The sequence below is a fragment of the Pseudomonas sp. GYB4201 genome, assembly GCF_056312595.1.
The window spans coordinates 1-23,920 of record NZ_JBWGIG010000008.1 but is presented as its reverse complement, the minus strand read 5'-3'; the positions used below and the strand labels follow the sequence as shown (position 1 = coordinate 23,920).

Sequence of the window (23,920 nt, the reverse complement as noted above, 5' to 3'; positions counted from 1 at the left end):
CCCTGTCAGGGTGTTATCCATGACGCTGGTTGAACCAGCGCTGCAGCCAAGTGAATGAAGGCGCCGCGATGGCGTCGTGCAGTTCCTGCATGCTGATGCGCCGTGCCTGGGCATCCAGCGCCAGCGCCAGCCGTAGCGCCGGCCAGGCCTTGGCCGGCAGGTTGCGCGGGCGCTGTAGCTGGTAGCCCAGGCGTTGCTCCCTGGCCTGCTGCGCGCTGAGCCGGCTGAAGGGGTGCTTGCCCCCTGCCAGCTCGTAGATCACGCAAGCGGCGGCGTACACGTCGGTCGCCATCGACAGGGGCGCGCCTTCGAACAGCTCGGGGGCCGCGTACCCCGGGGTCCAGGCGTTGAAGCGTTCGCGGCTCAGCTGCGGCAGGCCGGGCAATACGCCGGCCATGGCCTGGCCCAGGCCGAAGTCGAAGAGGCGCACCCCGGTCTCGCCGAGAATGACGTTGCTGGGCTTGATGTCCCCATGCAGCACCCCCTGGGCATGGGCATGGGCCAACGCCTCGAGCATGGCCACGACGATGCCGCGCAGTTCATGCCACGGCAGCCCCAGCGGGCGCTCGCACAGCAGCCGGTCCATGGGCATGCCACGAATCAGCTCCATGGTGAAATAGGCCTGCCGGCAGCCTGGGTCCACATCGAAGTGATGCACACGCACCACATGTCGATGCAGCAGGTGCCGGGTCAGGGCGAACTCGCTGTAGAGCAGCGCGCCCGCGTCCGGGCACTCGCCAATGTCCTCGCGCAGCAACTTGATGGCCACGTAGGGATCGGGGTCGCCACATTGCTGCTGCAACAGGTCGCGGGCACGGTAAACCATGCCCATGCCGCCGGCGCCCAGCAGCCCCTCCAGGCGGTAGCGGCCGCCAAGCAGGTCCGGCAACGGCCCCACCGACCTGGCGGGCGGGGGTTGCGACGGCTTGGCGACACTGGCCGCAAACGCGAAATAGGTGAGGTTTTCACCCGCGTCGGCGAAGGCCAGTGGGTCCTGGACCGCTGGGTTGTAGCCACTCACTGGCGAACCACCACGCCGGTCAGGTTATCTGCCGCGCGGGTGCGCATGACGTTGTCGAACATGCGCTCAAGGGCGATCCCCGGCAGGGGCATATTCAATGCCTTGCCCATGGACTCTTCGCTGAGGCATTGGTAAAGGCCATCACTGCACAGCAGGAAGGTGTCGCCGTGGCGTACTTCCAGCTCCAGAATTTCCAGCTTGAGCTGCTCGCTGGCCCCTAGCGCCCGGGTCAGGGCGTTGGCCCCGGGGCGCCCCGCGGCCTCTTCCGGGCTCAGGCTCTGCTCGTTGATCCATTGCTGCTTGAGCGAATGGTCCCGGGACAGCTGGAACAGGCGGTTGCCGCGCCACAGGTAGCAGCGGCTGTCGCCGGCCCAGATGCAGGCGGCGCGGTTGTCGTGCAGCAGCAACGCCACCACGGTGGTGCCCATGATGCTGTCGGCACGGTCGGCCACCACGGTCAGCTCCTGGCCCAACCGCCGGTTCACCCAATGCAGGCACTGGCGCACCTGGCGCAGCTGCTCGTCGAAGTCACCTTCGAGCATCAGCTCATCGAGCGCCGCCACCACCATCTGGCTGGCCAGGTGGCCCGACTGATGCCCACCCATGCCGTCGGCCACCACCCACAGGCCGCGCTCGGGGCGGTCGAGGAAGGCATCCTCGTTCCGCGCCCGGACCTTACCCTTGTGGGTAAGGCCCGCGCTGCACCAGGTGTGCATGACCGGCATCAAAGGGTCACCGGCATGCGGAAGCTGCGCACTGCGCTGAGGTCGAACGGGTTCGGCGAACGCTGGCTCAGCACCAGGTAGTTGGCGCGCATGCCACCGACGTTGGCCTTGATCATCAGCACGTCGCGGCCGCTCTGGTACTCGGTCTGCATCAAGTCGAACAGGCGGAACAGCGACCAGGGGCCGGTGTCTTTCTGGATGCCGATGGCCTTGCCGCTCAGTTCCTCCAGCACCAGGCTGGTACGCCCGTCGTCAGCATCGGTTGGCCATTTGAAAGCCACCGGCACGATCGGCCCATGGCGGTAGACCATCTGCTGGTCACCGAACTTGAACTCGGCGCGGCCCACGTTCGGGTCCATGGTGTAGGGCTCGAGCTTGAACTGCACCTGCGGCTCGTTGGGGTTCTCGGCAAAGAAGCTGCGGCGGATGGTCTGGATGTTGCCCATCTGGTCGAGGAACATTTTCGACATCGGCAGGCTGCGGCCGTCCACGCTGCGCAGGCGGTAGTTGCCCGCCTCACCGCTGACGAACGGCTTGAGGTAGCTGTCGAAGAAGCGGTCGGCAATACCCTGGGCCTTGAAGAACTCGCGGAAGTCGTTCAGTGCCACGTCGCTGTTGCTGTGGGCGAAGAACGGGTAGCGCTGGCTGATGGCCTTGGAGTAGAAGCTGTACAGCTCGGCCTGGTAGTGCTGGTTGATGAACTGGTAGCTGTCGTGAAGCACCAGCATCCAGGTGTCTTCAGCCATGTTGTTGAACCACATGCTGATCGGCCGTGGCAGGCGCGACGCCGCATTGCGCAGGCTGTTCAGCGCGTCACGCTGGCCGCTCATGCGGTTTTTCGACATATCGTACGCGGCCTGCTCCGGCTGGCTGGCACGGGCCAGGCCGGACAGTTGCAGTTGCAGGTCATTGAGGGCCTGCAACACCGGCGTCAGGTCGGCAGCCGGGCCGTTGTTGTCGTCCAGCAGGCGGTGCAGCGGCTCGAACCGACGCTCCAGGGACTTCTTCGCGGTATCTGGCAGGTTCTTGGCCATCGCCTCGCCAGCCTGGCCGGCTGCGGCGGCGGCAGCCTTGCCCAGTTTGCCCAGCTTGCCACCGACCTGGTCGGCCGCATCGCCTGCGGCGTCCGCGTCCAGCAGCGCCGGGAAACGGGTGTTCTCGCGAATTTCCACCAGCAGCTGCAACAGCGGCGAGTTCGCCGAGGTCAGGCCTGCCAGTTGGTCGGCGCCGTCCTGGGCATCGGTGAAGGCGTCGAGGTTGACCTGGTTGACGGCCTCGCTCCAGTAGTTGGCGTAATCGCCGAAGTACAGCTGCTCAAGCTCCACCATCAGGCGGCGCATGTCCATGCCGCTCAGGCTGCCGCCCTCCCCCAGCACCCAGTTGTCACGCAGGATATCGCGCACCAGGCTGGCGCCCTGGGTGATGAAGTACTGCTGATAGCCTTTCTGCGTGTAGAAACCGGGAATCACGTAGTCGGTGCCGCTGAACAGCGCGCCCTGCGGCCCCAAGTGCTGGCTGAAGCGGTATTCGGGCAAGTCGCGGGCCTGCTCGCGCAGCACGCGGTACACCACGGTGGCCAGGGACTCGCTGCGCAGCACCTGGCGGGCCTGGGCTACCAGCGCATCGTTGAGCGGGTACACGAAGGGCTGCTGCAACAGGCGGCCGAAGTGTTCATTCAGGCCCGCCTGTACCTGGGCGTTGCCCGGGTAGCGCTGGGACCAGTCGGCGGCCATCCAGTCCTTCAAGGTGGCTGGGTCGCGGCGCTCTACCAGGTTCAACATCAGGTAGGCGCGCAGGCTGCCCAGCAGGCGGTCGCGGTTGCCCATGTTGGCGCGAATCTGGCCTTCCAGCGTGTGGGCCACGCGTGGCAACAGCTCCTGGCTGAGCTCGCGGTGGTAGGCATCAACCAGCTTGGGGTTGCTCGGTTCACCCTGGTACAGGCCACCTCGCTCACTGTACGCAGCGTCACCTTTGGCGGGGAACACCTGGCTGGCCGCATAGCGCGTGTCGAGCACCGGCAGCACCGCCATTGCATCGTCCTGGGCGCTCAAGCCGGCGTGTTGGCGAGCCTGCTGCTCGGCCAGGCCTTTTACCTTTTCAAGGCTGGAGTCGTTGGCAGAAAAGCTTCCCGCCCACGCCAGCCCGAACAGGCCCATGCAGGCCAAGGCACCGGCGTACAGCGCACGCTGGCCCCAGTTGATGCGGCTGGTCTCACGCTTGTCCAGGCCCGCCAGCTCGGCTTCAGGGAAGATGACCCGCGCCAGCAGGTTGTAGATGAAGCGCGCCCGGCCGCTGTACATCATCGGCAGCGCTGGCCCGTCTTCCTGCTGGCCAGCGGTTTTGCTGAAGTGCGGCGCGCTGGTGAGGTAGAAGCCGCGCAACTTGCTTGGGCGCTGGTAACGGTTGCCGGTGAAGGCGGCGTCCACGAGGATGCCCAGGCTCGAGCCGATCAGGCCCACCTGCATCGGGAAGTCCAGAATCAAGCCGCGCCGCTGCGAATCGCGCTCCTGGTGCAGGCGCGAGACCACTTGGGCATTGAGGCGCGTCAGCAGCTCTTTGAACTCCTGGTTCAGCACTGTCACGTCCGCACCGTGCTGGCCCTTGCCGAAGCTGGCGCCCAACACCTGCTCCGATTCCTCGCGGGACAGCTGGTCGAAGAACGCCTCGAAGCCCACCACCTGGTCAGCCTTGGTCAGCACCAGGTAAACCGGCACGTCCACGTGCAGCTGTTGGTGGACCTCCTGCAAGCGGTTACGAATGACCCGCCCCATGGCAACCATGGCGTTGCGGTCGCCGCTCTGCAGCATGGTAACCGGGATAGTCACCAGCACGCCGTTGAGCGGGCGGCTGCGGCGGCGCGACCGCAATAGCCCCAGCAGGGTTTTCCACGCCGCACCGTCGACCTGGGCGTCGCCCTGGTCCATGTAGCGGCCGCTGGTGTCGACCAGCACGCCATTGTCGGCAAAGTACCAGTCGCAGTGTTCGGTGCCGGTGGCGTCACGGCTAAGCTTGCGCTCCACCTTGTTCAGCGGGAACTCCAGCCCGGAGAAATCCAGCAGGCTGGTCTTGCCACTGCCTTGGGGGCCGATCACCAGGTACCAGGGCAGGTCGTTGCGCCAGCGCTCGCTGCGGCCACGGTACAGGCTGGAAGTCTTGAGGGTGCGCATGGCCTCCTTGAAGCGCGCGCGCAGGGTGTGTTCGGCTTCAGTGATGGCCTCGTGGCGCTTGATCTGCACCTGGCCGTCCTCGCTTTCCTCCACTTTTTTCTTGCGTACGGTGCTGCGCCAGCTGACGAAGACCATGAACAAGCCCCACAGCAGGAACAGCACGCTGATGCTCAGCAGCCGCGAGCTGGCGCTTTCCCAGAATTTGTAGTCATCTACCGCCAGCAATGGGCCGGCGAACCACACCAGCAGCGCCGTTACCAGCACCAGCAACAAGGTCCACACCCAGGTCTTGCACAGGAAGGCCCACGTCTTTTTGAAGAAGTTTTTCATTACACGTCCCTGATATTACGACTTGGGCTCGACCACTACCGGGTCGACAGGCTCATAGAGTTTGAGAACCGCCTCGCGCTTTTCACTCAGCACATAGGCAAACCCGGAATACATCACCGCCAGGCACACCACGGTCAGGGCCACTACCAGCCACCAGGGCACAATGCGCACCAGGCCGCGACGGGGCTCGCTGATACCCTCCCAATGCGGGGACAGTTCACGCGGAACATCGCCACGCATCTGGCGAATCTGCCGGTACAGGTTGTCGCGGATACCCTCCAGCTCGATGATGCCGCGTGCCTGCACACGGTATTTACCTTCGAAACCCAGGGATAGGCAGATGTACATCAGCTCCAGCATCGGCAAATGCCGAACCGGGGTGCGGCCCACGCGTTCCAGCAACTGGAAGAACTTCTCGCCCCCGAACGTTTCATTGTGGAAGCTGCTCAGCAGGCTGAAGTCCGCCCAGGCGCCCTCGCTGCCCCAATCGGTGGTCACCACGGCTTCGTCTGCCACGGTGCACAGCACGTAGCGCGCGCTGAAGACCTCGCTGTTATCCACCCCTTCGCTCGAGGCATGGGCCACGAACCGTTTGATGTGCGCGGTCAGCTCGTCTCTCAAAACGCTCAGGTCCCGTTGGCCTGCACTGTTCTTGAGTTTGACGATGGCCGAAAACAGGGGCGCCGCGGCCGACACCAGCGGGTTGATGCTGATGTTGAAGCTTTCATCTGCGCCGCGGTTGGCGGCATAGATCAACCGTTCTTCAAGCTCTTCGTACCGCGGCGGCTTGGCAAAATCGGTCAGCGGCTCGTGGTGCGGGCGGTCTCCGTCCTTATTCACCAGAACCGTCGGTTCATCCTGCTGGTAGTCCATTTCCGTATTCATTGTCATGAGTTCCTGATAGCCCAGAATGTCAGCTCAAGGTCGGAGAATTCGCTCGATACGTGGAAGGCGAAACCGCCAGAGCGCTCCAACTGGGCCAGCTCCTCGGCACTGAATTCGAGGACGAAGTAAGTCTTGTTCGAGTGGAACGGGATCTGCCGGGGGGCCACGGGCAATGGCCGCACCTTGATACCCGGCAGGTTCAGGTTGACCAGTTGGCGAATGTGCTCCACCGGGCCCACCTTGAGGTGCGCCGGCAAGCGGTGGCGCAGCTCTTCGGTGTCGCAGCTGGCGCTGGCAGCCAGCACGAAGGACGAGGTGCCCAGGAGTTTGTGGTCTTGAAGGGCCGCCACGCGGATACCGTACTGGCGGTCTTGCAGGATCAACTCGATGGCGTGCTGCTCCAGCACCATCGACAGCGCCTGGCGGATGGATTCCATCAGCTTGCGATAACTCGCACCCTGGTCGCTGTGCTGGTAATGGCTGTCGATTCGCGGCCGCTTGCTTTCATTGGCGAAGGTGGACAGGTCCCCCAGCATCGTCAGCAGCGTGCGATACAGCTCTTCGGGATGAACATGCTCCATGCCCAGGTAGTGGCGCAGCAACACGCCCGTACGGTTGATCAACTGCAGCATGAGGAAGTCCCCGACCTCCGCACCGCCGACCTTGCCGGTGGAGCGAATACGGCCTGCCAGCACGTCGCCGCGGTTGTCCAGCATGCTGATCACTTCCTTGAGGCAGGACTGCAGGTAGGTGGACGCATGGGCGTGGATGTACGTGGGGGCAAACTCGGCATCAAGGCTGATGACACCGTCTGGCGAGGTGTCCAACACGTTGCAGATTTTCAGTTTCACGTAGGCCTGGTCATTCTGCTGCTCGCCCAGCAGCAAGCGAAAATCTGGGCGTGCACAGCTGACCTGGCTGCTGGAATCGTCGCCGGCGTTGGAGTCCGAGACATCCATTTCATAGGCGATATAACGTGCCAGCACATCGCGGTCGGTGCCACGGCGCGCCTCGACGTGGTTGCCGGTCACCAGTGGTAGCGCCAGGTATACCGGGGTGTTGCCGGTGTTGGGCGGTACATCCAGCGCCAATGGCTCGCTGTTACCGTCCAGGTTGAAAAGGCTGCCATCGGGCAGCACGCCGCTGGCCTGGCTGACCACCAGTTTGCCCATGCCCAGGAACTGCAGGTCGATTTCCAGGTTCAGGAAGCCCCACGAGTAGCGCTCCAGCAGCTGGGTGCGGGACTTCAACTGGTGATCGTAGTAACGGTCGTTGTGCTGGAAGTGCTGCGGGCGCAGCAACATGCCTTCCTGCCAGATGACTTTATGGGCATTCATGAGCGGTCATCCGCCTTGGCCAGTTTGTCATCGGGGTTGTGGATGCCGTCCTTGTCCAGGGCCAGGTTGATCTTGGTCAGCTGTTGCGCATCCACCGGGATGATGTAGCGCCACTGGGTCTCGGGCAGGTCGCGGTATGCCGCCAGCACACCAACGTAGCGGCTGCCGCTGTCCACGGTGAGCTTCAGTTCCTGGGTTTCGCCGGGGCGAAGTTCGATTTCTTCGCTGGCTACCAGGTCCTGCGCCAGGATGTCCTTGGCGCGCTCGTACAGGCTGAAGAAATCAGCGTTCTGGAACGCCACCGGGTGCTTGAGCTCGATTAGGCGCAGCACGATGGGCGACGGTCGGCCATTGAGGTCCGGGTTCAGTTGGTCACCGGCGCTGAGCTTGAGGTCCAGCTTGGTTTCGCTGGAATACGGTGACAGGGCCGAACAGCCTGCCAGCAGGATGAACGCCGCGGCGCTGATGAATGATGTGAGACGGGTCATGCGGGTCATCCCTGATGTTCGGTGTGGAGGGTGGCGATCAAGCGCACCTGTTCGTCGTAGGCCTGGGCGAAATCCCGCGCGATCAGCCGCTCGCTGAAGTCATCGTCCTGGCGCAGCGCCTGGTGATAGCGGCCAAAGGCGCGCCAGCGCCCGCCAGCGGTGGCGAACAGTGGTTTGCTGCCATCACGCTCGAAACGCAGCGCCAGCTGTTGCGGGGCGAAGTGTTCCATGCTGGCGCGTACAGCGGCGCGGCTCGCCACCAGCAACGCCACCTGATGGGCTTGCAGGTCGCGGAACGCGCGGGTGATGGCCTGCTCGCCCGAGACCTGGCCGGGACGGCTGGGCTGCAACATGGCCTGCAGCGCCTCGGCGCTGTCCACGGCCTGTTTCAACGGGTTGCGCGTGGCCATCTGCACGGTGGTCTGGGGCAGGCGCAGCTCGTTTTTCAACTCGCTACGGGTGCGCAGGCTCTGCTGCAGGCCACCCACACTCTGTGCCAGCAGCCCTGCGGCCTTGATGGCCAGGGCTTCGCGGGCTTCGTTGTCCATGCCTTGCAGGTCAACACCCAGCGCCTGGCCGAAGCGGGCCCAGAATTGCTCCGCCAGTGGCTCGGCTACCGCCGCCGGTGCCGGGGCAGCCGCAACGGGCTCGGCGGGGGCTGGCACCAGTGCCGGCACCGTCAGGTTCTCCATGTCGATAGACGCGTAGTCAGCGCGCTGCCTGGCCTCACGGTGCGGGGCCATCAGCGCCGCCAGGTCATCGTGCTCGGCGTGCTGCCGCTCTTGCTGGTCCAGCGCCACCAACGGGTCCAGGCTGAGGAAAGCGTCATCGGGAATCAGGCCGCTTGCCACCTGCGGGCGCCCCAACTCCACATCAAGGGCCACCGCGTCGCGGATCACCCGCGCACGGATTTCGAAATCGCACAGGCGGAACACACTGCCGTGCTCAACGCGGAACGGTTCGCCCTTGGGCAACTGGATACCCGAGGCGGTGAACATACCGTTGCGGCTGACATCGGTCAGGTAAAACACCCCACGGTGGAAGGTCACCTTGGCGTGCTGGCCCGACACGTGTTTCTTGGCGTCCGGGATGACCCAGTCACAATCGCTGGCCCGGCCGATCACGCCGCCGGTTTCCTGGAAGGTACGGCTGGCGGCGTGATGGGGAATCATCTGCCTGGTGTTCTGAATCTCGAGGACCAGTTCCATGTGTGAAGCACTCCTTGCGGTCATTTGCCGCGATTGACCGCTTGTGGATCACCCAGCGGGCGGTATTCGTTGTCGTTGAATTTGTAGTTGCCGGTGCAGGCGCTCAGGCCAAGCACAAGCGCCAGCAGCAATGCGGCGGTCTGCCATGGACGGACAGGCATCAGGGTTTCTCCATGAAAGCAAAAAGGGAAAAGCGGGCAGTCATTCCTGAAACTCGCGCAAATCGACGTTCAGGCGGCCCAGGCGATAGAGCAGCGTGCGGCGTGGCAAGCCCAGCTGGCGCGCGGCCAGGGTCTGGTTGCCCTCGTTGCGGCGCAGGCAACTGAGCAGGTAGGCGCGTTCCACGCGCTCCAGGTACTCGCGCAGGTACAGGGTGCTGTCCTCGGGATGGGCCTCGGCGCTCACGCTGAAATGCTCGGCCAGCAGCTCGTCGCCTTCGCACAGCAGCACCGCGCGCTCGACCATGCCCTTGAGTTCACGCACGTTGCCGGGGAAGGTGTGCACCGCCAGCTGCGCCAGCGCTGCCTCGGACCAGCCCAGCGGGGTACGGCCGATGAAGGCACAGGCAGTAGCGGCGAAGTGGCGCGCCAGCACCACCACATCGTCATCGCGCTGGCGCAAGGGCGGCAGTTCGATGGGGAATTGCGCCAAGCGGTAGTACAGGTCCTCGCGGAATTTGCCCTGGGCAACCATGCTGGGCAGGTCGCGGTGGGTGGCCGCAATGATGCGCACGTCAATCTTGTGGGTATCGTTGGCGCCCAGTGGGCGAATCTCGCCCTCCTGCAGCACGCGCAGCAGCTTGGCCTGCAAGGACAGCGGCATGTCGCCGATTTCATCCAGCAACAGGGTGCCGCCGTCGGCCGCATCGAACAGCCCCTGGCGGTCACGGTCGGCACCGGTGAAGGCGCCCTTGCGAAAACCGAACAGCTCGCTTTCCAGCAGGTCCTCGGGAAAAGCCGCGCAGTTCTGCACGATGAACTTGCTGGAGCGCCGTGGGCCACATTCGTGCAGGGCGCGGGCCACCACCTCCTTGCCAGTGCCCGTCTCGCCGGTAAGCAAGATGGTGTAGGGACTGTGCAGCACCTTGCCAATCAGCTGGTAGGTCTTGCGCATGGCCGGGCTGTTACCGATCAGGCCGTAGCCGCTGGGGCAAACGGCGGAGTCCGGGGCCGCCAATACCGGCGGCTGGATCTGGCGGGCCTTTTGCCGCAGCGCCAGCTGGGAAAGCACGAACGCCCCCAGGGTGCCCATGGAGTCGGCGAAGCCGCGCAGTTCACCGTGCTGCAGGCTGGCACACACCAGCAACCCCTCCACCACGCCCTGATCGTTACTCAATGGCACGCACAACAACGCTCGCCACTGCCCGGCACAGGCTGGCAGGAAGGTTGTCTGGTAGACGCCGTCCCCCAGGGAATCAAGGCACAGCACGCGGTTCTGGCAGAGGCTGAACTGCAGCAGCTCGTCGCTGTGGTAGTCCGTGGGCCGCCGGGCGCTCTCGGCCGCCTGCAATTCGCCCTGCAGGCATTGCGCACTCAGGCCGAGGTTGCTGTGGCCAGCGTCCAGCAGGTAGACCTGCGCCAGCTCGCACCCGGTCAGTTGGCTGGCCAGGCGCGCGAAATCGCCGAGCAGCTGCGCCCGCTCGCTAACCTGCGCCAAGGAAGCGAACGCACCCAACAGCTGCTCGGCATAAGCCAGCGGCTGGGGGACCTGGTTGAACATCACTCCCACCTCAGGCGAACTCGCAGACAACGGCGCCGTCGCTGTCGAGCGTGGCGTGCACGTGCTTCAGCGCATCCCCAGCCGCCATGGCATCGAGCAAGCGGTCAGCAATCAGGGGTAGCAGGTGCGAGTCCAGCAGGTGATCAATCAGCCGCGCACCGCTGTCGCTTTGGGTGCAGCGTTGGGCCAAATGGTCCACCAGCGCGGCGCAATGGCTGAAGCCCAACTGGCGACGCGCCAGGCGGTCGCCCAGCCGGCCCAATTTAATCTCCACCAGCTCGCGCAGCACCGGCCCACCAACCGGGTAGTACGGCACCACCCGCATGCGCGCCAGCAACGCGGGCTTGAAGTGCTTGCTCAGCGTCGGCCGAATGGCCTCTTCCAGGGCTTGTGCGGTAGGCCGCTGGCCGTCCTCGCACATCGCACTGATGCGGTCGCTGGCAAGGTTGGAGGTCATCAGGATCAGGGTGTTGCGGAAGTCGATCTCGCGCCCTTCCCCGTCGTTGGCCACGCCCTTGTCGAAGATCTGATAGAACAGGTTGAGCACATCCGGGTCGGCTTTTTCCACTTCATCCAACAGCACCACGGAGTACGGTTTCTGCCGCACCGCCTCGGTTAGCATGCCGCCTTCGCCATACCCGACGTAGCCGGGTGGCGCACCAATCAGGCGCGACACGGTGTGCTTTTCCTGGAACTCCGACATGTTGATAGTGGTGACGAAACGCTCGCCGCCGTACAACAGGTCGGCCAGCGCCAGGGCTGTCTCGGTCTTGCCCACGCCGCTAGGGCCAACCAGCAGGAACACGCCTACCGGCGCATCGGGTTTGTTCAGGCCCGCGGCCGTGGCACGCATGGAGCGGTCCAGTGCATGCACGGCCTGCTCCTGGCCGCGGATGCGCTGGCGCAGGTCCTGGGCGAAACTGGCGACCTTGGCATTGTGCTCACGGGCAAGCTGGCTCAGGGGCACACCGGTCCAGGCACTGATGACTTCGGCCACCAGGCGCGGGCACACCTCAAAGCTCACCAGCCGCTCAACCTGCTGGGCAGTGGTCAGGGCCACGTGGGTGTCGTGCAGCTGCGCTTCCAGGCCGGCGATGTCTGCCGGCTCATCGGCCTCGCTGCCCCGGGCTTCAGCCAATTGCTGGCGCACGTCCAGCAACTGTTCGGCCAGGGTTTTCTGCTCGGCCCAACGGGCTTGCAGTTCACCCTGCTCACGGGTCGCCTGCCCAAGCCGCGCCTCAAGCACCTGCAAGGCCGCAAGGTCTACTGGCAAGCCAGCTTCGGCGTCACGGCGCAGGGCCTGGCGCTGGCGTTCGCCCTCGGCCAGCTCGCCACGCAGGCGCTCAAGGCTTTCAGGGGCGGCCGCCAGGCTGATGCGCACGCGCGCGCAGGCGGTGTCCAGCACGTCTACCGCCTTGTCGGGCAACTGCCGCCCGGCCAGGTAGCGTGCCGACAGCTCGGCGGCGGCCACCACGGCATCATCACGCAAGTAAATGCCGTGGCTCTTTTCATACACCTGGGCCAGGCCGCGCAGAATGGTCACCGCCTCGGTCACCGTAGGCTCGTGCAACTGCACCGGCTGGAAGCGGCGGGCCAGGGCTGGGTCTTTCTCGAAGTATTTCTTGTATTCCGCCCAGGTGGTGGCGGCAATAGTGCGCAGCTCGCCACGCGCCAAGGCGGGCTTGAGCAGGTTGGCCGCGTCCGAGCCACCGGCCTGGCCACCAGCACCGATCAGCGTGTGGGCTTCATCGATAAACAGGATGATGGGCTTGGGCGACGCCTTGACCTCGTCGATCACCCCCTTCAGGCGCCGCTCGAACTCGCCTTTCACGCTGGCGCCCGCCTGCAGCAGGCCCATGTCCAGGGACAGCAGCTCTACCCCCTTGAGCACCTGCGGCACTTCGCCTGCGGCAATGCGTGACGCCAGGCCTTCAACGATGGCGGTCTTGCCGACCCCGGCTTCACCGACGACGATGGGGTTGTTCTTGCGGCGCCGGGCAAGGATATCGACCATCTGGCGAATCGCCGAATCACGGCACAACACCGGGTCCAACTTGCCGTCACGGGCCTGCTGGGTCAGGTTGTGGGTGAATTTACCCAGCAGCGATTCCCCGCCGGCTGCCGGCTTATCGCAAGCGGGCTCGGCTTTCTGGGCCAGGGCAAAATCGCGCAGGCGCTCGCTGTTGAGCCTGGCCAGCAGCGGTTGGTAGTGGCTGCCGGCGTAGCGCATGGGGTTGCGCAGCAGGGCAAGAATGAGCGCGGCCTGTTCGACCTGGCTCTGGCCCAGTTCCAGGTTGGCCACCAACAGCGCATCCTGCAGCCACTGCACCAGTTCGGGGGCGAACACCGGGTTGCGCGATGCGTTGTGCTCAGGGCGCGGCTGCAAGGCCGTGGCCAGCTCAGCCGGCTCTACGTCGGCGTCCTGCAGGGCCTTGGCCAACAAGCCTTCGGGCCGCTCCAGCAGGCCCAACAGCAGGTCCTCGACCAGGATCTTGCTGCCGCCGCGGGCGACGCAACGTTGCGCCGAACCTTCCAGGTCACGGCGGGTGTCGGCGTCCAGCGCCTTGATGAGTTGTTGCAGATCTACGTTGATCATGTTCATTGGTCCTTAATGAATTCGGCTGCCGAGGGTCACGACCCCGTCGGCACGCTCGTGTCCAAGCCAGCTGGTCCAGCCGAGGCGGCAGGCGTTGTGCTCGCCAATGCGCAGCTCACGGATCTCTTCGTGCTTGAGTTCCAGGCGCAGGTCGTAGTCCAGCGGGTCGCGCAGGGTGAAACGCACCAGGGCGCACAGCGGTTGATAGCCCAGGCCAATGGGCAGGAATTCGTGGAAGCGGGTCCAGGTCAGCTCGCGCACGTGGATGCGGAACTTGCCACCCCGGTCACGCACGCGTTCACCCAACACCAGGTCTTCGCCAAGCATGCTGTTGGCCCTGCCCAGGCGGTTGCGCTGCTCTTCAAGAATTTCCACGCGCCGCTCCACGCACTGCTCGATCGTCAGCTCTTCGTGCTTGAAGTAGTAACGCAGCACCGACTCGATCAGTGCTGCGGAGTGGGCCCGCAGGCTGAGCAGGCCCAGGTAGGGCAGCAGTCGCTTCCAGTTCAAGTCCTCGGCGCGGCGAATGTCTTCGCCACCCAGGCCGATCAGGGCGAACAGCTGCTCGGAAAACGGGTCTTTCGCGCCACTTTCAAAGCGCGCGTTGTAGCGGTACTTACGCCAGATGGGCAGCATCAAGCGCTGCAGGCGGTGGTGGAACAAGTCGAGAAATTGCCGGGTCGGGTTGCCATCCTCGCTATCCCCCAGCGCTTGCTCACCGTAGAACGCCGGCAAGGGCGAACTGGCGCCGAACAGGCCAATCAGGTTGAAACGCAGGCGCGCGCGCAGCTCACCGTGCTCTTCGAAAAAGTGCACGCGATCGACATCGCTGCCGGGGAAACCCAGGCTTGGGTTGGCCTCGAATTCGACATGGTCATACAGCTGTTCTTCGCTCAGGTACGGGTAGTTTTCACGCAAGCGATCCACTACCAGCAGCACGGCCTGAAACAGCGAGTACTCGCGTATTGCCCGTGTCAGCCCGCTTAGAGCAGGGGCTGCAGGCCCATACGTGGTGTCCATTGGTACACCTCTCCCTGTGTGCTTTTGACCCTCAGTTCGTGAAACGAATTGAGGCTGGCGTAGAGCGCAAAAAATTCGTTGAGCACCGAGGCGAAGACGAACAGGTCGCCCTCCCCTACGTACCCTTCCGGATCAATAGTCAGTTCAGTGCGCAGGCCGCGCAGCGGCAGGCCCTTGTGCAACCGGTCGACATGTTGGTGCTTGACCGCCTTCAGGCCACCGAGCAGGCGCTTGCTGACTTTCTCTGCGTGCTGGTCGTAGTAGCGCGGCAGGTCATACGTTTCGAGGATGACCTTGAGCGCCTCCACGTTGGCCAACGACAGGTAGTTCAGCGACATGTTGCTGATCAGCTTCCACAGGAAGTCGCGGTTGATCGGCGGTGCGTAGCTGGGCGTCGCGGCGGTGATATTGCGAAAGCGCAAAAACTCGGGGGTGTTTTCAGCCCCCAGGCAGATGTCCCCTTCGCGCAGGCGCAACGGCAAGTTCTGGTTGGTGCACACCAACTCGATGGATAAGGTTTCATGCGCCTCGGCATGGCGGATGGCGAAGCTCAGGTACGTGTCCATGCCCTCGTGCAGCAGCGAACTGCGCTGGCGCACGCTGTAATGCGGGCTGGCGTTGGGCACATCGAAGCTGGGGTCGTGCTCGAAGGACTCGAACGGCACGTAGGGGCGATAGCCCACGCCACCCGGCAGCCACCCCGTGATGGACTCCACCGAGAACACACCGCAGTTCTGCAGGTCGTATTCGGCCGGCAGCAGCAGGTACTCATCCTGTTTGCCGTCCAGGCGGATCGGCAGCGCGTCATGCTTGAACAGGTTGACGATGGGCGTGCAATGCAGCTTCACGTTATCCAGGCTCGGGCGCAGGCGCTGGATGCCGCTTTTGCGGATATTGAACCGCAGCTCCAGGCCGCGCACCTGGTCCTGCAGGGCTTCGGGGAAGCTCTTGAGCACGTCCAGGCCATTCAGGTCGACGAACAGGAACTTGTCCTGGAAGGCGAAGTATTCCTGCAGGTAGCGGTAGCCGCGGAAGGTGTTGAGCGGATACGGGATCAACGCCTCTTCTTCCGCAAAGCCCACTGGCGCGACCTTGTTGGCGCCAAGTTTGAAGCTGATATCCCGGTCATTCACGCCTGTGAAAGCCTTGCCATTGGCATCCACCGGCACCAGTTCGATGCCTTCAAGGTTGCGCAGCAGGCACAGGTAGAGCATCTGGCTGATGTACCGCTCGCCTGCCAGGTGCAAGCGCATGCGCTTGAGTTCAAGCTCGGCCAGGAAGCCGGCGCACGTCATCTCGGCCCGCAACGTCAGCACCGCACCATCACCCTTGGCGGCATAGTTCAGGGCCTTCAAGTCCAGCGGCAACACTTCGGTGTCGTAGCAGGTGCGGAAGCGGCAGCGCACACCGTCTACCGGGCGGCTTTCCACCGGGGTTTCACGCGGCACCATCAGTGCCGGCCCGGCTTCGGTCAGCGGCTCGAACTGCAACACGCTGAACGAAGGCAGCGGCCGCATGTAATTGGGCCACAACAGGTGCATCAGCGAATGCGTCAGCTCTGGCAGCTCGTCATCCAGCTTCTGGCGCAGGCGCCCGGTGAGGAAGGCGAAGCCTTCCAGCAAGCGCTCCACGTCCGGGTCCCGACCACTCTGGCTGAGAAACGGCGCCAGCGCCGGACTACGCTCGGCGAAACGCCGGCCGAGTTGGCGCAGTGCGGTGAGCTCGCTTTGGTAGTAGTGGTTGAAGGACACTGTTGATTACCTTTAAAACTAAAATTAATAACTAAAAGACACGTGATTCACTTCAGCCGCGAAACTGCATGTAATCACGCCAACCGACAGGTGCTTGCGCAAGGAACTCCTGTTGCTGTTCCGGACAGCGGGTTGACCAAAACGGTTGCCAGTAATGGTCCCAATAAAATTCTGCATCGCCCTGCAGGGCGCCCAGAGTTTCAGGATTCAGTTCCTGAAGCACATCCCATGGGGTGGGCGGCGCGAGATCCAAAGATTTGAGGACCTCGATGAACGCGGCGCTGTTCGTCAGCAGAAGAACGGACGACTCGAGGCGGAATGGCTGCACAAGCAGCAAGACCTTTTCGCCGATTTGGCTCTCGAAGAGTTGCCAGTCGCTGTCACCATGAGAAGCATTGTGGAAGTAATGCGCCTCAAGCGCCTCCAGCAACAGCACTACCTTTTGCACAGCCACTAGAAAACTGGCGCGATACGCTGCCAACCCGAATTCGCCCATGGACATGAATGAGGGATAGTCGCAGTCGTAAGGCAGCTCCAGAGCACCCGCTTCAAATGTCTTGCCGTAGGGACCGAGCTCCGCGCTCACGGCGGCCGCAACGTCACCCTGGGGATTGCCACGGCGGAACAGTCGGCCCCACCAATGACGGATCAAGTTAAGTCCTCTCTCAGTTTTCATAGATATGATCAGCTACCCAGTCGGCACCGAAATACCCAGCCGCTCCGAAGATCAAGCCCCCTACCAAGCCGGTTAAAATCAAGCCAGGTCCGGTCTCTACGCCAACTGCTGCGCCTGCGACACTTCCCACCTTGAACCCCGCCATGGCTCCGCCCCAACCTCCCGCCTGCCTGACCACCTCGGCGGTAATTGGCTTGACGCTTTTGGTCTTGATTGACTCGTTAGTAGCTACGGAAAGGTCATAAGCCGTGAAGACGATGCCAACAACCTGCACCACTCGAGCGGATCGTGCCGCCACCTGGGCAAACTTGAGCCCGGACTCGCTGAATACCGCACTAGCCGGCACCTTATTGCCTGAAACCAATACTTCCTTGTCAATCTCGGAAACGTAACCAGCAATCTTGTCCACCCGCTTGGCAAGGTGTGGGTTTTGCGTCTTGTAATTGTTCAGGTCGGCCAAAATCTCCTGCGTGGAGATGATCCGCGCACCGGATGCCTTCGCCCTTTCGATATCAATGAAAATGCTTCGACCTTGGAACCGTGGTGAACCTTCCGGAAAAATTGAGCTTGTCGACACAAATGACGAGCTGTTTTTACCCATTACATGCTCAGCAACGGAAACAGAAGAACCCGGACTCTTGGGGGCAAGACCATATTTTTCAGGTGAAAGCTCCGACAATTGCTGCAACGGCGACAATTGCATGTTCTTCAGGTAGGGACTCTTGGGAGACGCATAAATTTTCCTAACCAGGAAACCGTCCGCCCCAGGCTCTTCAACCACAATGAAGAAAAAGGCCCGGGCAGGCATAAGGTAGCCAGGAATACTTTGCATCGACTGCGGTTTGTCATTGGTCTCAACCACGTGAGTTGATTGCGTCATCCCCAAACCCCTTTTTCCAAAGCTGCGACACCAAGGGTCACAGTTAACTGGGACTTGGTCCGCGTCATGATTCGAGGGATTAAGCCCTGTTCATTAGTGAAGCCCTGATAAACCGAACCATCAGCGGCCTCAATGTAATAAGGCACGCTAGCCATCCCACTGCCGTCATCGCCAACGATCTTGATCCTTTCGTCAAACCTCATTGGTAATGGGGCAGGTGGCTCGAAGGGCGCAGGCGTATGCGTATCACCAATGATGATCGTCCCCGCCCCAGCCGTGACGCTATTGCCATGCGAACCCACCGAGCCCACCGTCGCCGCGTTCATCCCGTTGATGAACACCGTCGACGAAACTCCACTGGCGATCGCCCCGCCGCATGCCGTCGGGTCATTCAACCGGGCAGCCGCCAGCCCTTCGAAAATCACGTCGGGCGAGCCCGAGGTAATTGGGTTGACGCCGTGCCCCGATACCGGGCAAGCAGTAGGGTCGGTGACGCGCGCAGCAGGTTTGCCAGCCATGTCTATCTCCTTATTGGACTTTTACGTTGCCACTGCCATCCAGGTTGGCGGTGAACGTGACCTGCCGCTTGAAACCGTCCACTTCCAGCAAGCCTTCGATGGCGAAGGTCAGCTTCAGGGGGTCGCCGTTGCGCGGCTGGGAAACGACCTGCACCTTCGACAGGCGAGGCTCGTAGGCCTCGATAAATTTCCTGATCGCATCGCGTGCCTGACTCAATGAGTCGTGCAGGCTCAGGCGCATGTCGTTGAGATCCGGTAACCCGTAGTCGGGCAGCGTCTGCACGCTGCCCGCACGGGTGCTGAGCATTTTCGCCAGATGAGCAGCCACCGAGGCCATCGCGCTCACCTCGCGGGGCAAGCCGGCGCGGCGTGCAGCATCGCCGTTGAGGCGCTCGAAAAGGCTGCCGTATCCAGTCATGGCGAAAGCTCCTGCTTACTCTTTGTCCAGCTTGCCAACCAGCGACAGGGTGAAATCGGCACCCATGTACTTGAAGTGCGGGCGCACGTTCAGGCTTACGCGGTACCAGCCCGGCTCGCCTTCAACGTCGCTGACCGAGATCTGCGCAGCGCGCAGGGGGCGGCGGCCACGAACTTCGGCGCTTGGGTTTTCCTGGTCGGCCACGTACTGGCGAATCCACTTGTTCAGCTCGGCTTCCAGGTCGGTGCGCTCTTTCCACGAACCCAGTTGCTCACGCTGCAGCACCTTCAGGTAGTGGGCCAGGCGGTTGACGATCATCATGTATGGCAGCTGGGTGCCCAGCTTGTAGTTCAGCTCGGCGGCCTTGCCTTCTTCGCTGATGCCGAAGTTCTTCGGCTTCTGCACCGAGTTGGCCGAGAAGAACGCGGCGTTGTCGCTGCCCTTGCGCATGGTCAGGGAGATGAAGCCTTCCTCGGCCAGCTCGTACTCACGACGGTCCGACACCAGCACCTCGGTCGGGATCTTGGTTTCGATCTCGCCCATGCTCTGGAAGTGGTGCAGCGGCAGGTCTTCCACCGCGCCGCCACTTTGCGGGCCGATGATGTTCGGGCACCAGCGGAACTTGGCGAAGCTGTCGGTCAGCTTGGTGCCGAACGCGTAGGCGGTGTTGCCCCACAGGTAGTGCTCGTGGCTGTTGGCCACGTTTTCCTTGTAGACGAAGGTTTTCACCGGGTTGTCTTCAGGGTCGTAGGGGTTGCGCAGCAGGAAGCGCGGCACGGTCAGGCCGACGTAACGCGAGTCTTCCGCCTGGCGGAAGCTCTGCCACTTGGCGAATTGCGGGCCTTCGAAGTGGTCCTTCAGGTCCTTCAGGTCTGGCAGGCCGGTGAAGCTTTCCAGGCCGAAGAATTTCGGGCCGGCGGCGGCGATGAACGGCGCGTGCGACATGCAGGCGACGCTGGAGACGTACTGCATCAGCTTGACGTCTGGCGCGCTTGGCGACATGAAGTAGTTGGCGATGATGGCGCCTACCGGCTGGCCACCGAACTGGCCGTATTCTGCGGTGTAGATGTGCTTGTACAGGCCGGCCTGCATCACTTCCGGCGAGTCTTCGAAGTCATCCAGCAGGTCCTGCTTGGAGGCGTTCAGCACTTCGATCTTGATGTTTTCGCGGAAGTTGGTCCGGTCGACCAGCAACTGCAGGCCGCGCCACGACGATTCCAGTGCCTGGAATTCGCTGTTGTGGAGAATTTCGTCCATCTGGCGGCTGAGCTTGGCGTCGATCTCGGCGATCATGCGGTCGACCAGCGCCTTCTTGACTGGCTCGCCCTGGTTCTGTGGCTTGAGCAGTTCCTCGATGAACGCCGACACGCCACGCTTGGCGATGTTGTACGCCTCGTCATCGGGCGTCAGCTTGGTCTCGGCGATGATCTGGTCGAGGATTCCGAACTCGGAAACTTCACTGGTTTGCTGCTGTGCTGCACTGGTGCTCATGTGTTGGCATCCTTATCAATTGGAAACTCAGGCGTCCTGCGGTTCGGCTTGCATGCCCAGCTCGCCCAGCACGCGGGTGCGCGACTCGTCGTCGGCCAGTACGCCTTCGATGGCCTTGCGGAAAGCCGGGGCGTTGCCCAGCGGGCCCTTTAGCGCCACCAGGGCGTCGCGCAGCTCCATCAGCTTCTTGAGCTCGGGCACCTGGTCAACCAGGTTGGCTGGGTTGAAGTCCTTCATCGAGCCGACCTTGATGCTCACGGCCAGCTCTTCGTTTTCGCTTTCTTCCTGCAGACGGTTCGGAACACTGATGGTCAGGTTCAGGTTCTGCTTGGCCAGCACGTCGTCGAAGTTGTTCTTGTCGATGCTGATGGGCTTGCGGTCTTCGACCTTGCGCTCGTCGGCCTGCTGGGTGAAGTCACCGAGTACCAGCAGCTTGAGCGGCAGCTCGATCTCTTCCTGGGCATTGCCCAACGCCGGCTTGAAGGTGACGTTGATGCGTTCCTTGGGTGCTACGGAGCCTTCTTTGGCCATGGGTTTTCTCCTTTACGGTTCCGGCCCGGGGGCCTATTCGAGTACCACTTCGAGGTCGAGGTGGCACAGCCTGCGATACACTTCTTCCTTGCGTTCGCGCACTGCATGGTTCTGTGGCAGCAACTCACAGCAGTTGTGCAGGAGGTGCAGAACCTCCAGCGCGAGATCAGGCTCCCAGGCATGTAGGCCTGAGTCCTGCAGTTGTTGGTCCAGCGTCTCCAGCTGGGTGCGGGCCAGTTCGTACTTTTTTGCCTGATGGCACAGGCGTGCCAGACTGAACTGCCAGAAAAAACGTTCCCGGCCGCCGTTAACGCCTTGCAGCCCTTGCTTGAGCACTTGCACGGCGGCCTTGAGCCCATCCTTGAGCAACACTGGCTTGACGTCCTCAAGGGCCTGTTCCCAGGCCGGGCGGCTAGCGCTGGCCTCGGCCTTGCGCGGCGCGGCGGCCGGTGCTTGCAGGTGCGGCATGACCGTGGAGCTGATCCAGCTGCGGGTGGCCGGGTCGGCGAAGGGTGCGCCGTCATGGAAGCGCAGGTCGACGATGCCGGGCAGCCGTTGCAGGAACAGGGCGAAATGGATTTCCACCTCCCGCATGGCAGGTTCGGCATTCAGCGCCTGCAAGCACTCCCAGGCCATGCGGTGGCCATCGAACCAGAACGGCGAGCGCGCCAGGCTGGCTTCCAGGTCCACCAGCAGGTCCGCGTATTTGCCTGACGCAAACCGCTCGCGGTAACTGTTGAGCTTGTCCACCGGCACCCCGCGCAGGGCGGTGATCTGCTCGGCGTTGCGCTCCGGGAGGGTGTCTATCGGCAGCCACAGCATGGTGCGGTTAAGGCGCAAGGCGCGCAGGTCGGTGGCCTTCTGGCGCAGCCACCAGGCACACAGCGGCCGTGCGCTTTCCTGCTGGGCGCGCAATGCCTTGTGCGCCTCCTTTTCATTGTCGATGGGCGCGCCAGGGGTCAGCAGTTGGGTTGCCACCTGCTTGACCTGGGCTACCACGGCGCCAACGCTGCCCGGTTCTGGCTGGCCATCGGCGGCGCGTTGCACCATCGAGGCCAGGCGGCGGCGCATGGGCAGTATCAACGGCGCGTCGTCGCCTAGGTGCTCGGCAAACACCGTGTCCAGCGCCTCCAGGTGTTCGACCATGGCGCGGAACAGCGGCAGCTGATCCTTGACGGGCACGTCCTCCGACAGCACCTGCTCCAGGCGTGGCAGCAACCAAACGATTGCGCCTGCCCGCGTGCGCGCCTTTGCCGGATGCAGTTGCGCCCAATGCTGTTCACACAGGTAGCGCAGCAACCCCAGCCCCGCTACCAGGCCAACGAAAGACTCGCGCTGGTGCAGCGCCCAGATAAGCCAGGTGGCTACGCGCAAATCCTTGGACTGGGTACGCAGCAGCAGCTCGCAGCCGTCCTTGACCTTGAGCCAGTCGGTGCGGCCAGCGTCGTGCATCGACGAGCCCTTGGCGAGCTCGAGCTCCAACGCCTCGTACTCAAGGGAAAAACGCACGTCTTCGCCGGCAAATGCCGTGGTTGAAACCGGCACTTTCGCGAGGTCGAGATAATGGGAGCAAAGCTTGCTTGAATATGTCATCCGTGGCCTTGGGGACGAATCATTGACTAACTTCCCCAAGGTTAGTCTTGGGTGTCAAAACAATGACGGGAAGGTTGTTGCGTACTATTTCCGATGTAGTACAAACCGACCCTGATTGTAGCGGGGGTGGATCCTAAATGAGACTACTGGCGTGATGCAAGTATTTTGACATTGAACGAAGGTGTACTTTCGGAGGTATTAACGGACAAAACGTGGGGTTTAAGCCAAAGATTACGGGGCAATGTGCTATCTCGTGGAACACGCGTACTAGAAGGGCCGCAGCGATTTAAGGGGGAAGTATTTTAAACAAAATGATGGCCATATGATTTCTTTTTGATATCAAAAACACGCGAATTCAACTACTGTATACGGTGACATTTCCTACACAGTCACCTTGAAATGTTAGCAATTCAAATCGTTCAAAACGGGTGAAGACATATTCACTTGCATCGCATCAATCGTGGAATCTAGCCAATTGGCTAGATATACGTCTGCCTCATTCGCTGCGGATTAAATGAACAGCATCATTCGGAACTATCGTTCAAAAAAATTCAATCACCTGCATGACGAAAGCGCTGAACACGGGCTGAATTTACAACCAAGGCAAATAGCCATCATGCGCAAGAAGTTGCGCACTTTTTCTCTCGAAATGGCCCTCTGAGGCCCTGCAGGCCCCAGCCCACAAGGGCTGCAGCCAAGTGCGCAAGAAGTTGCGCAGCACTGCGCAACTTCTTGCGCACTTTACCCCCGAAAAAGCTGGTTTTGCCGCTCGCGGGCGAAGCAAAATTCCGCCAAACCATTGATTTACATAGCTTTTGCAAATTATGGCACGACTCTTGATATCTCTCTAGCCACCAGGACGCCTTACCCCGTCCAGGATTCGACACTTAAACCCCGCAAGGAGAGCTTTCATGCCAACACCCGCCTACCTGACCCTCCAAGGCACCAAGCAAGGTCTGATCACTGCCGGCACCTTCACCGAAGACTCGGTCGGCAACATCTACCAGGAAGGTCACGAAGACGAGATCCTGGTCCAGGCCTTCGACCACCAGGTCATCATCCCGCGTGACCCACAGTCCGGCCAACCGACCGGCCAACGCGTGCACAAGCCGCTGAAAATCACCAAGGTCTTCGACAAGTCGTCGCCGCTGATCTTCACCGCGCTGACCACCGGCGAGCGCCTGACCGAGTGCACCCTGAAGTGGTTCCGCACCTCGGCCTCGGGTACCCAGGAGCACTACTACACCATCAAGCTGGAAGACGCGATCATCGTTGACGTGCAGTCCAACATGGCTAACTGCCAGGACCCGAACATGTCGCACTTCACCCACCTGGAAGACGTCTACTTCACCTACCGCAAGATCACCTGGACCCACGAAGTCTCGGGCACTTCCGGTTCCGATGACTGGCGTTCCCCAGTCGCCGCCTAAGCGCGCGTGACTGTCACAACATCGGTCAGATTCTTCTGGCCGATGTTGTTTCTGCCTACCCTGATCTAGAGGAACAATGGATGTTCGCGCTGGCCAATCAGCCCACGTTCAATCTGACCGTCCAAGGCTTCGACAG

At 62.4% G+C, this 23,920-nt stretch carries 20 protein-coding genes; 1 reads left to right on the top strand and 19 read right to left on the bottom strand.

The window, feature by feature from the left end; translation table 11 throughout:
• Positions 1-13 precede the first annotated feature (13 nt).
• The 19 genes from AC0Z2B_RS09425 to tssA are packed head-to-tail and all read right to left on the bottom strand — an operon-like array spanning position 14 to position 22,354.
• Positions 14-1,021, bottom strand: a complete 1,008-nt coding sequence (locus tag AC0Z2B_RS09425) for a serine/threonine-protein kinase (protein WP_476296276.1) — start codon at positions 1,019-1,021, stop codon at positions 14-16.
• The gene (locus AC0Z2B_RS09420) at positions 1,018-1,746 is read right to left on the bottom strand and encodes a PP2C family protein-serine/threonine phosphatase (protein ID WP_476296274.1); all 729 of its coding nucleotides are present in this window, start codon (positions 1,744-1,746) and stop codon (positions 1,018-1,020) included. The genes AC0Z2B_RS09425 and AC0Z2B_RS09420 overlap by 4 nt, the downstream gene beginning before the upstream one ends.
• Positions 1,746-5,243: a type VI secretion system membrane subunit TssM gene (gene tssM / locus AC0Z2B_RS09415; protein WP_476296272.1), complete on the bottom strand. Its 3,498-nt coding sequence runs from the start codon at positions 5,241-5,243 to the stop codon at positions 1,746-1,748. The genes AC0Z2B_RS09420 and tssM overlap by 1 nt, the downstream gene beginning before the upstream one ends.
• Before the next feature lie 15 nt (positions 5,244-5,258).
• Positions 5,259-6,128: a type IVB secretion system protein IcmH/DotU gene (icmH, locus tag AC0Z2B_RS09410; RefSeq protein ID WP_476296270.1), complete on the bottom strand. Its 870-nt coding sequence runs from the start codon at positions 6,126-6,128 to the stop codon at positions 5,259-5,261.
• A 2-nt stretch (positions 6,129-6,130) separates the two neighbouring features.
• Positions 6,131-7,465: a type VI secretion system baseplate subunit TssK gene (gene tssK, locus AC0Z2B_RS09405; protein ID WP_476296268.1), complete on the bottom strand. Its 1,335-nt coding sequence runs from the start codon at positions 7,463-7,465 to the stop codon at positions 6,131-6,133.
• On the bottom strand, positions 7,462-7,953 hold the full coding sequence (gene tssJ, locus AC0Z2B_RS09400) for a type VI secretion system lipoprotein TssJ (RefSeq protein ID WP_476296266.1): 492 nt from the start codon (positions 7,951-7,953) through the stop codon (positions 7,462-7,464). Before tssJ ends, tssK begins: the two co-directional genes overlap by 4 nt.
• Positions 7,954-7,958: 5 nt before the next feature.
• A complete protein-coding gene (gene tagH, locus AC0Z2B_RS09395) occupies positions 7,959-9,161 on the bottom strand; it encodes a type VI secretion system-associated FHA domain protein TagH (RefSeq protein ID WP_476296264.1) in 1,203 nt (400 codons plus the stop codon).
• 20 nt (positions 9,162-9,181) lie between these two features.
• Complete coding sequence (locus AC0Z2B_RS09390) at positions 9,182-9,322, bottom strand: type VI secretion protein (RefSeq protein ID WP_476296262.1); 141 nt, start codon at positions 9,320-9,322, stop codon at positions 9,182-9,184.
• Between the two features lie 40 nt (positions 9,323-9,362).
• Positions 9,363-10,880 carry a sigma-54 interaction domain-containing protein gene (locus AC0Z2B_RS09385; RefSeq protein ID WP_476296260.1) on the bottom strand — a complete coding sequence of 506 codons (1,518 nt, stop codon included), beginning with the start codon at positions 10,878-10,880 and terminating at the stop codon, positions 9,363-9,365.
• A 10-nt stretch (positions 10,881-10,890) separates the two neighbouring features.
• Complete coding sequence (gene tssH, locus AC0Z2B_RS09380) at positions 10,891-13,482, bottom strand: type VI secretion system ATPase TssH (RefSeq protein ID WP_476296258.1); 2,592 nt, start codon at positions 13,480-13,482, stop codon at positions 10,891-10,893.
• Positions 13,483-13,488: 6 nt separating this feature from the next.
• Positions 13,489-14,496, bottom strand: coding sequence for a type VI secretion system baseplate subunit TssG (gene tssG / locus AC0Z2B_RS09375; protein ID WP_476296256.1), 1,008 nt, complete (start codon positions 14,494-14,496; stop codon positions 13,489-13,491).
• Positions 14,460-16,247: a type VI secretion system baseplate subunit TssF gene (tssF, locus tag AC0Z2B_RS09370; protein WP_476296254.1), complete on the bottom strand. Its 1,788-nt coding sequence runs from the start codon at positions 16,245-16,247 to the stop codon at positions 14,460-14,462. The genes tssG and tssF overlap by 37 nt, the downstream gene beginning before the upstream one ends.
• A gap of 52 nt (positions 16,248-16,299) precedes the next feature.
• On the bottom strand, positions 16,300-16,899 hold the full coding sequence (locus AC0Z2B_RS09365; protein WP_476296252.1) for a hypothetical protein: 600 nt from the start codon (positions 16,897-16,899) through the stop codon (positions 16,300-16,302).
• Between the two features lie 13 nt (positions 16,900-16,912).
• Positions 16,913-17,803: a glycine zipper family protein gene (locus tag AC0Z2B_RS09360; protein WP_476296250.1), complete on the bottom strand. Its 891-nt coding sequence runs from the start codon at positions 17,801-17,803 to the stop codon at positions 16,913-16,915.
• Positions 17,800-18,321, bottom strand: a complete 522-nt coding sequence (locus tag AC0Z2B_RS09355; RefSeq protein WP_476296248.1) for a PAAR domain-containing protein — start codon at positions 18,319-18,321, stop codon at positions 17,800-17,802. Before AC0Z2B_RS09355 ends, AC0Z2B_RS09360 begins: the two co-directional genes overlap by 4 nt.
• 10 nt (positions 18,322-18,331) lie before the next feature.
• Positions 18,332-18,739 (bottom strand): type VI secretion system baseplate subunit TssE, encoded by a 408-nt coding sequence (tssE, locus tag AC0Z2B_RS09350; RefSeq protein WP_476296246.1) that lies wholly within the window; start codon positions 18,737-18,739, stop codon positions 18,332-18,334.
• Positions 18,740-18,754: 15 nt separating this feature from the next.
• Positions 18,755-20,230 carry a type VI secretion system contractile sheath large subunit gene (tssC, locus tag AC0Z2B_RS09345; RefSeq protein WP_476296244.1) on the bottom strand — a complete coding sequence of 492 codons (1,476 nt, stop codon included), beginning with the start codon at positions 20,228-20,230 and terminating at the stop codon, positions 18,755-18,757.
• A gap of 27 nt (positions 20,231-20,257) precedes the next feature.
• A complete protein-coding gene (gene tssB / locus AC0Z2B_RS09340) occupies positions 20,258-20,761 on the bottom strand; it encodes a type VI secretion system contractile sheath small subunit (RefSeq protein WP_476296242.1) in 504 nt (167 codons plus the stop codon).
• A gap of 33 nt (positions 20,762-20,794) precedes the next feature.
• A complete protein-coding gene (gene tssA, locus AC0Z2B_RS09335; protein WP_476296240.1) occupies positions 20,795-22,354 on the bottom strand; it encodes a type VI secretion system protein TssA in 1,560 nt (519 codons plus the stop codon).
• Between the two features lie 911 nt (positions 22,355-23,265).
• Here tssA and AC0Z2B_RS09330 point away from each other — a divergent pair.
• Positions 23,266-23,784 (top strand): Hcp family type VI secretion system effector, encoded by a 519-nt coding sequence (locus AC0Z2B_RS09330; protein WP_008375709.1) that lies wholly within the window; start codon positions 23,266-23,268, stop codon positions 23,782-23,784.
• The last annotated feature ends 136 nt before the right edge of the window (positions 23,785-23,920 follow it).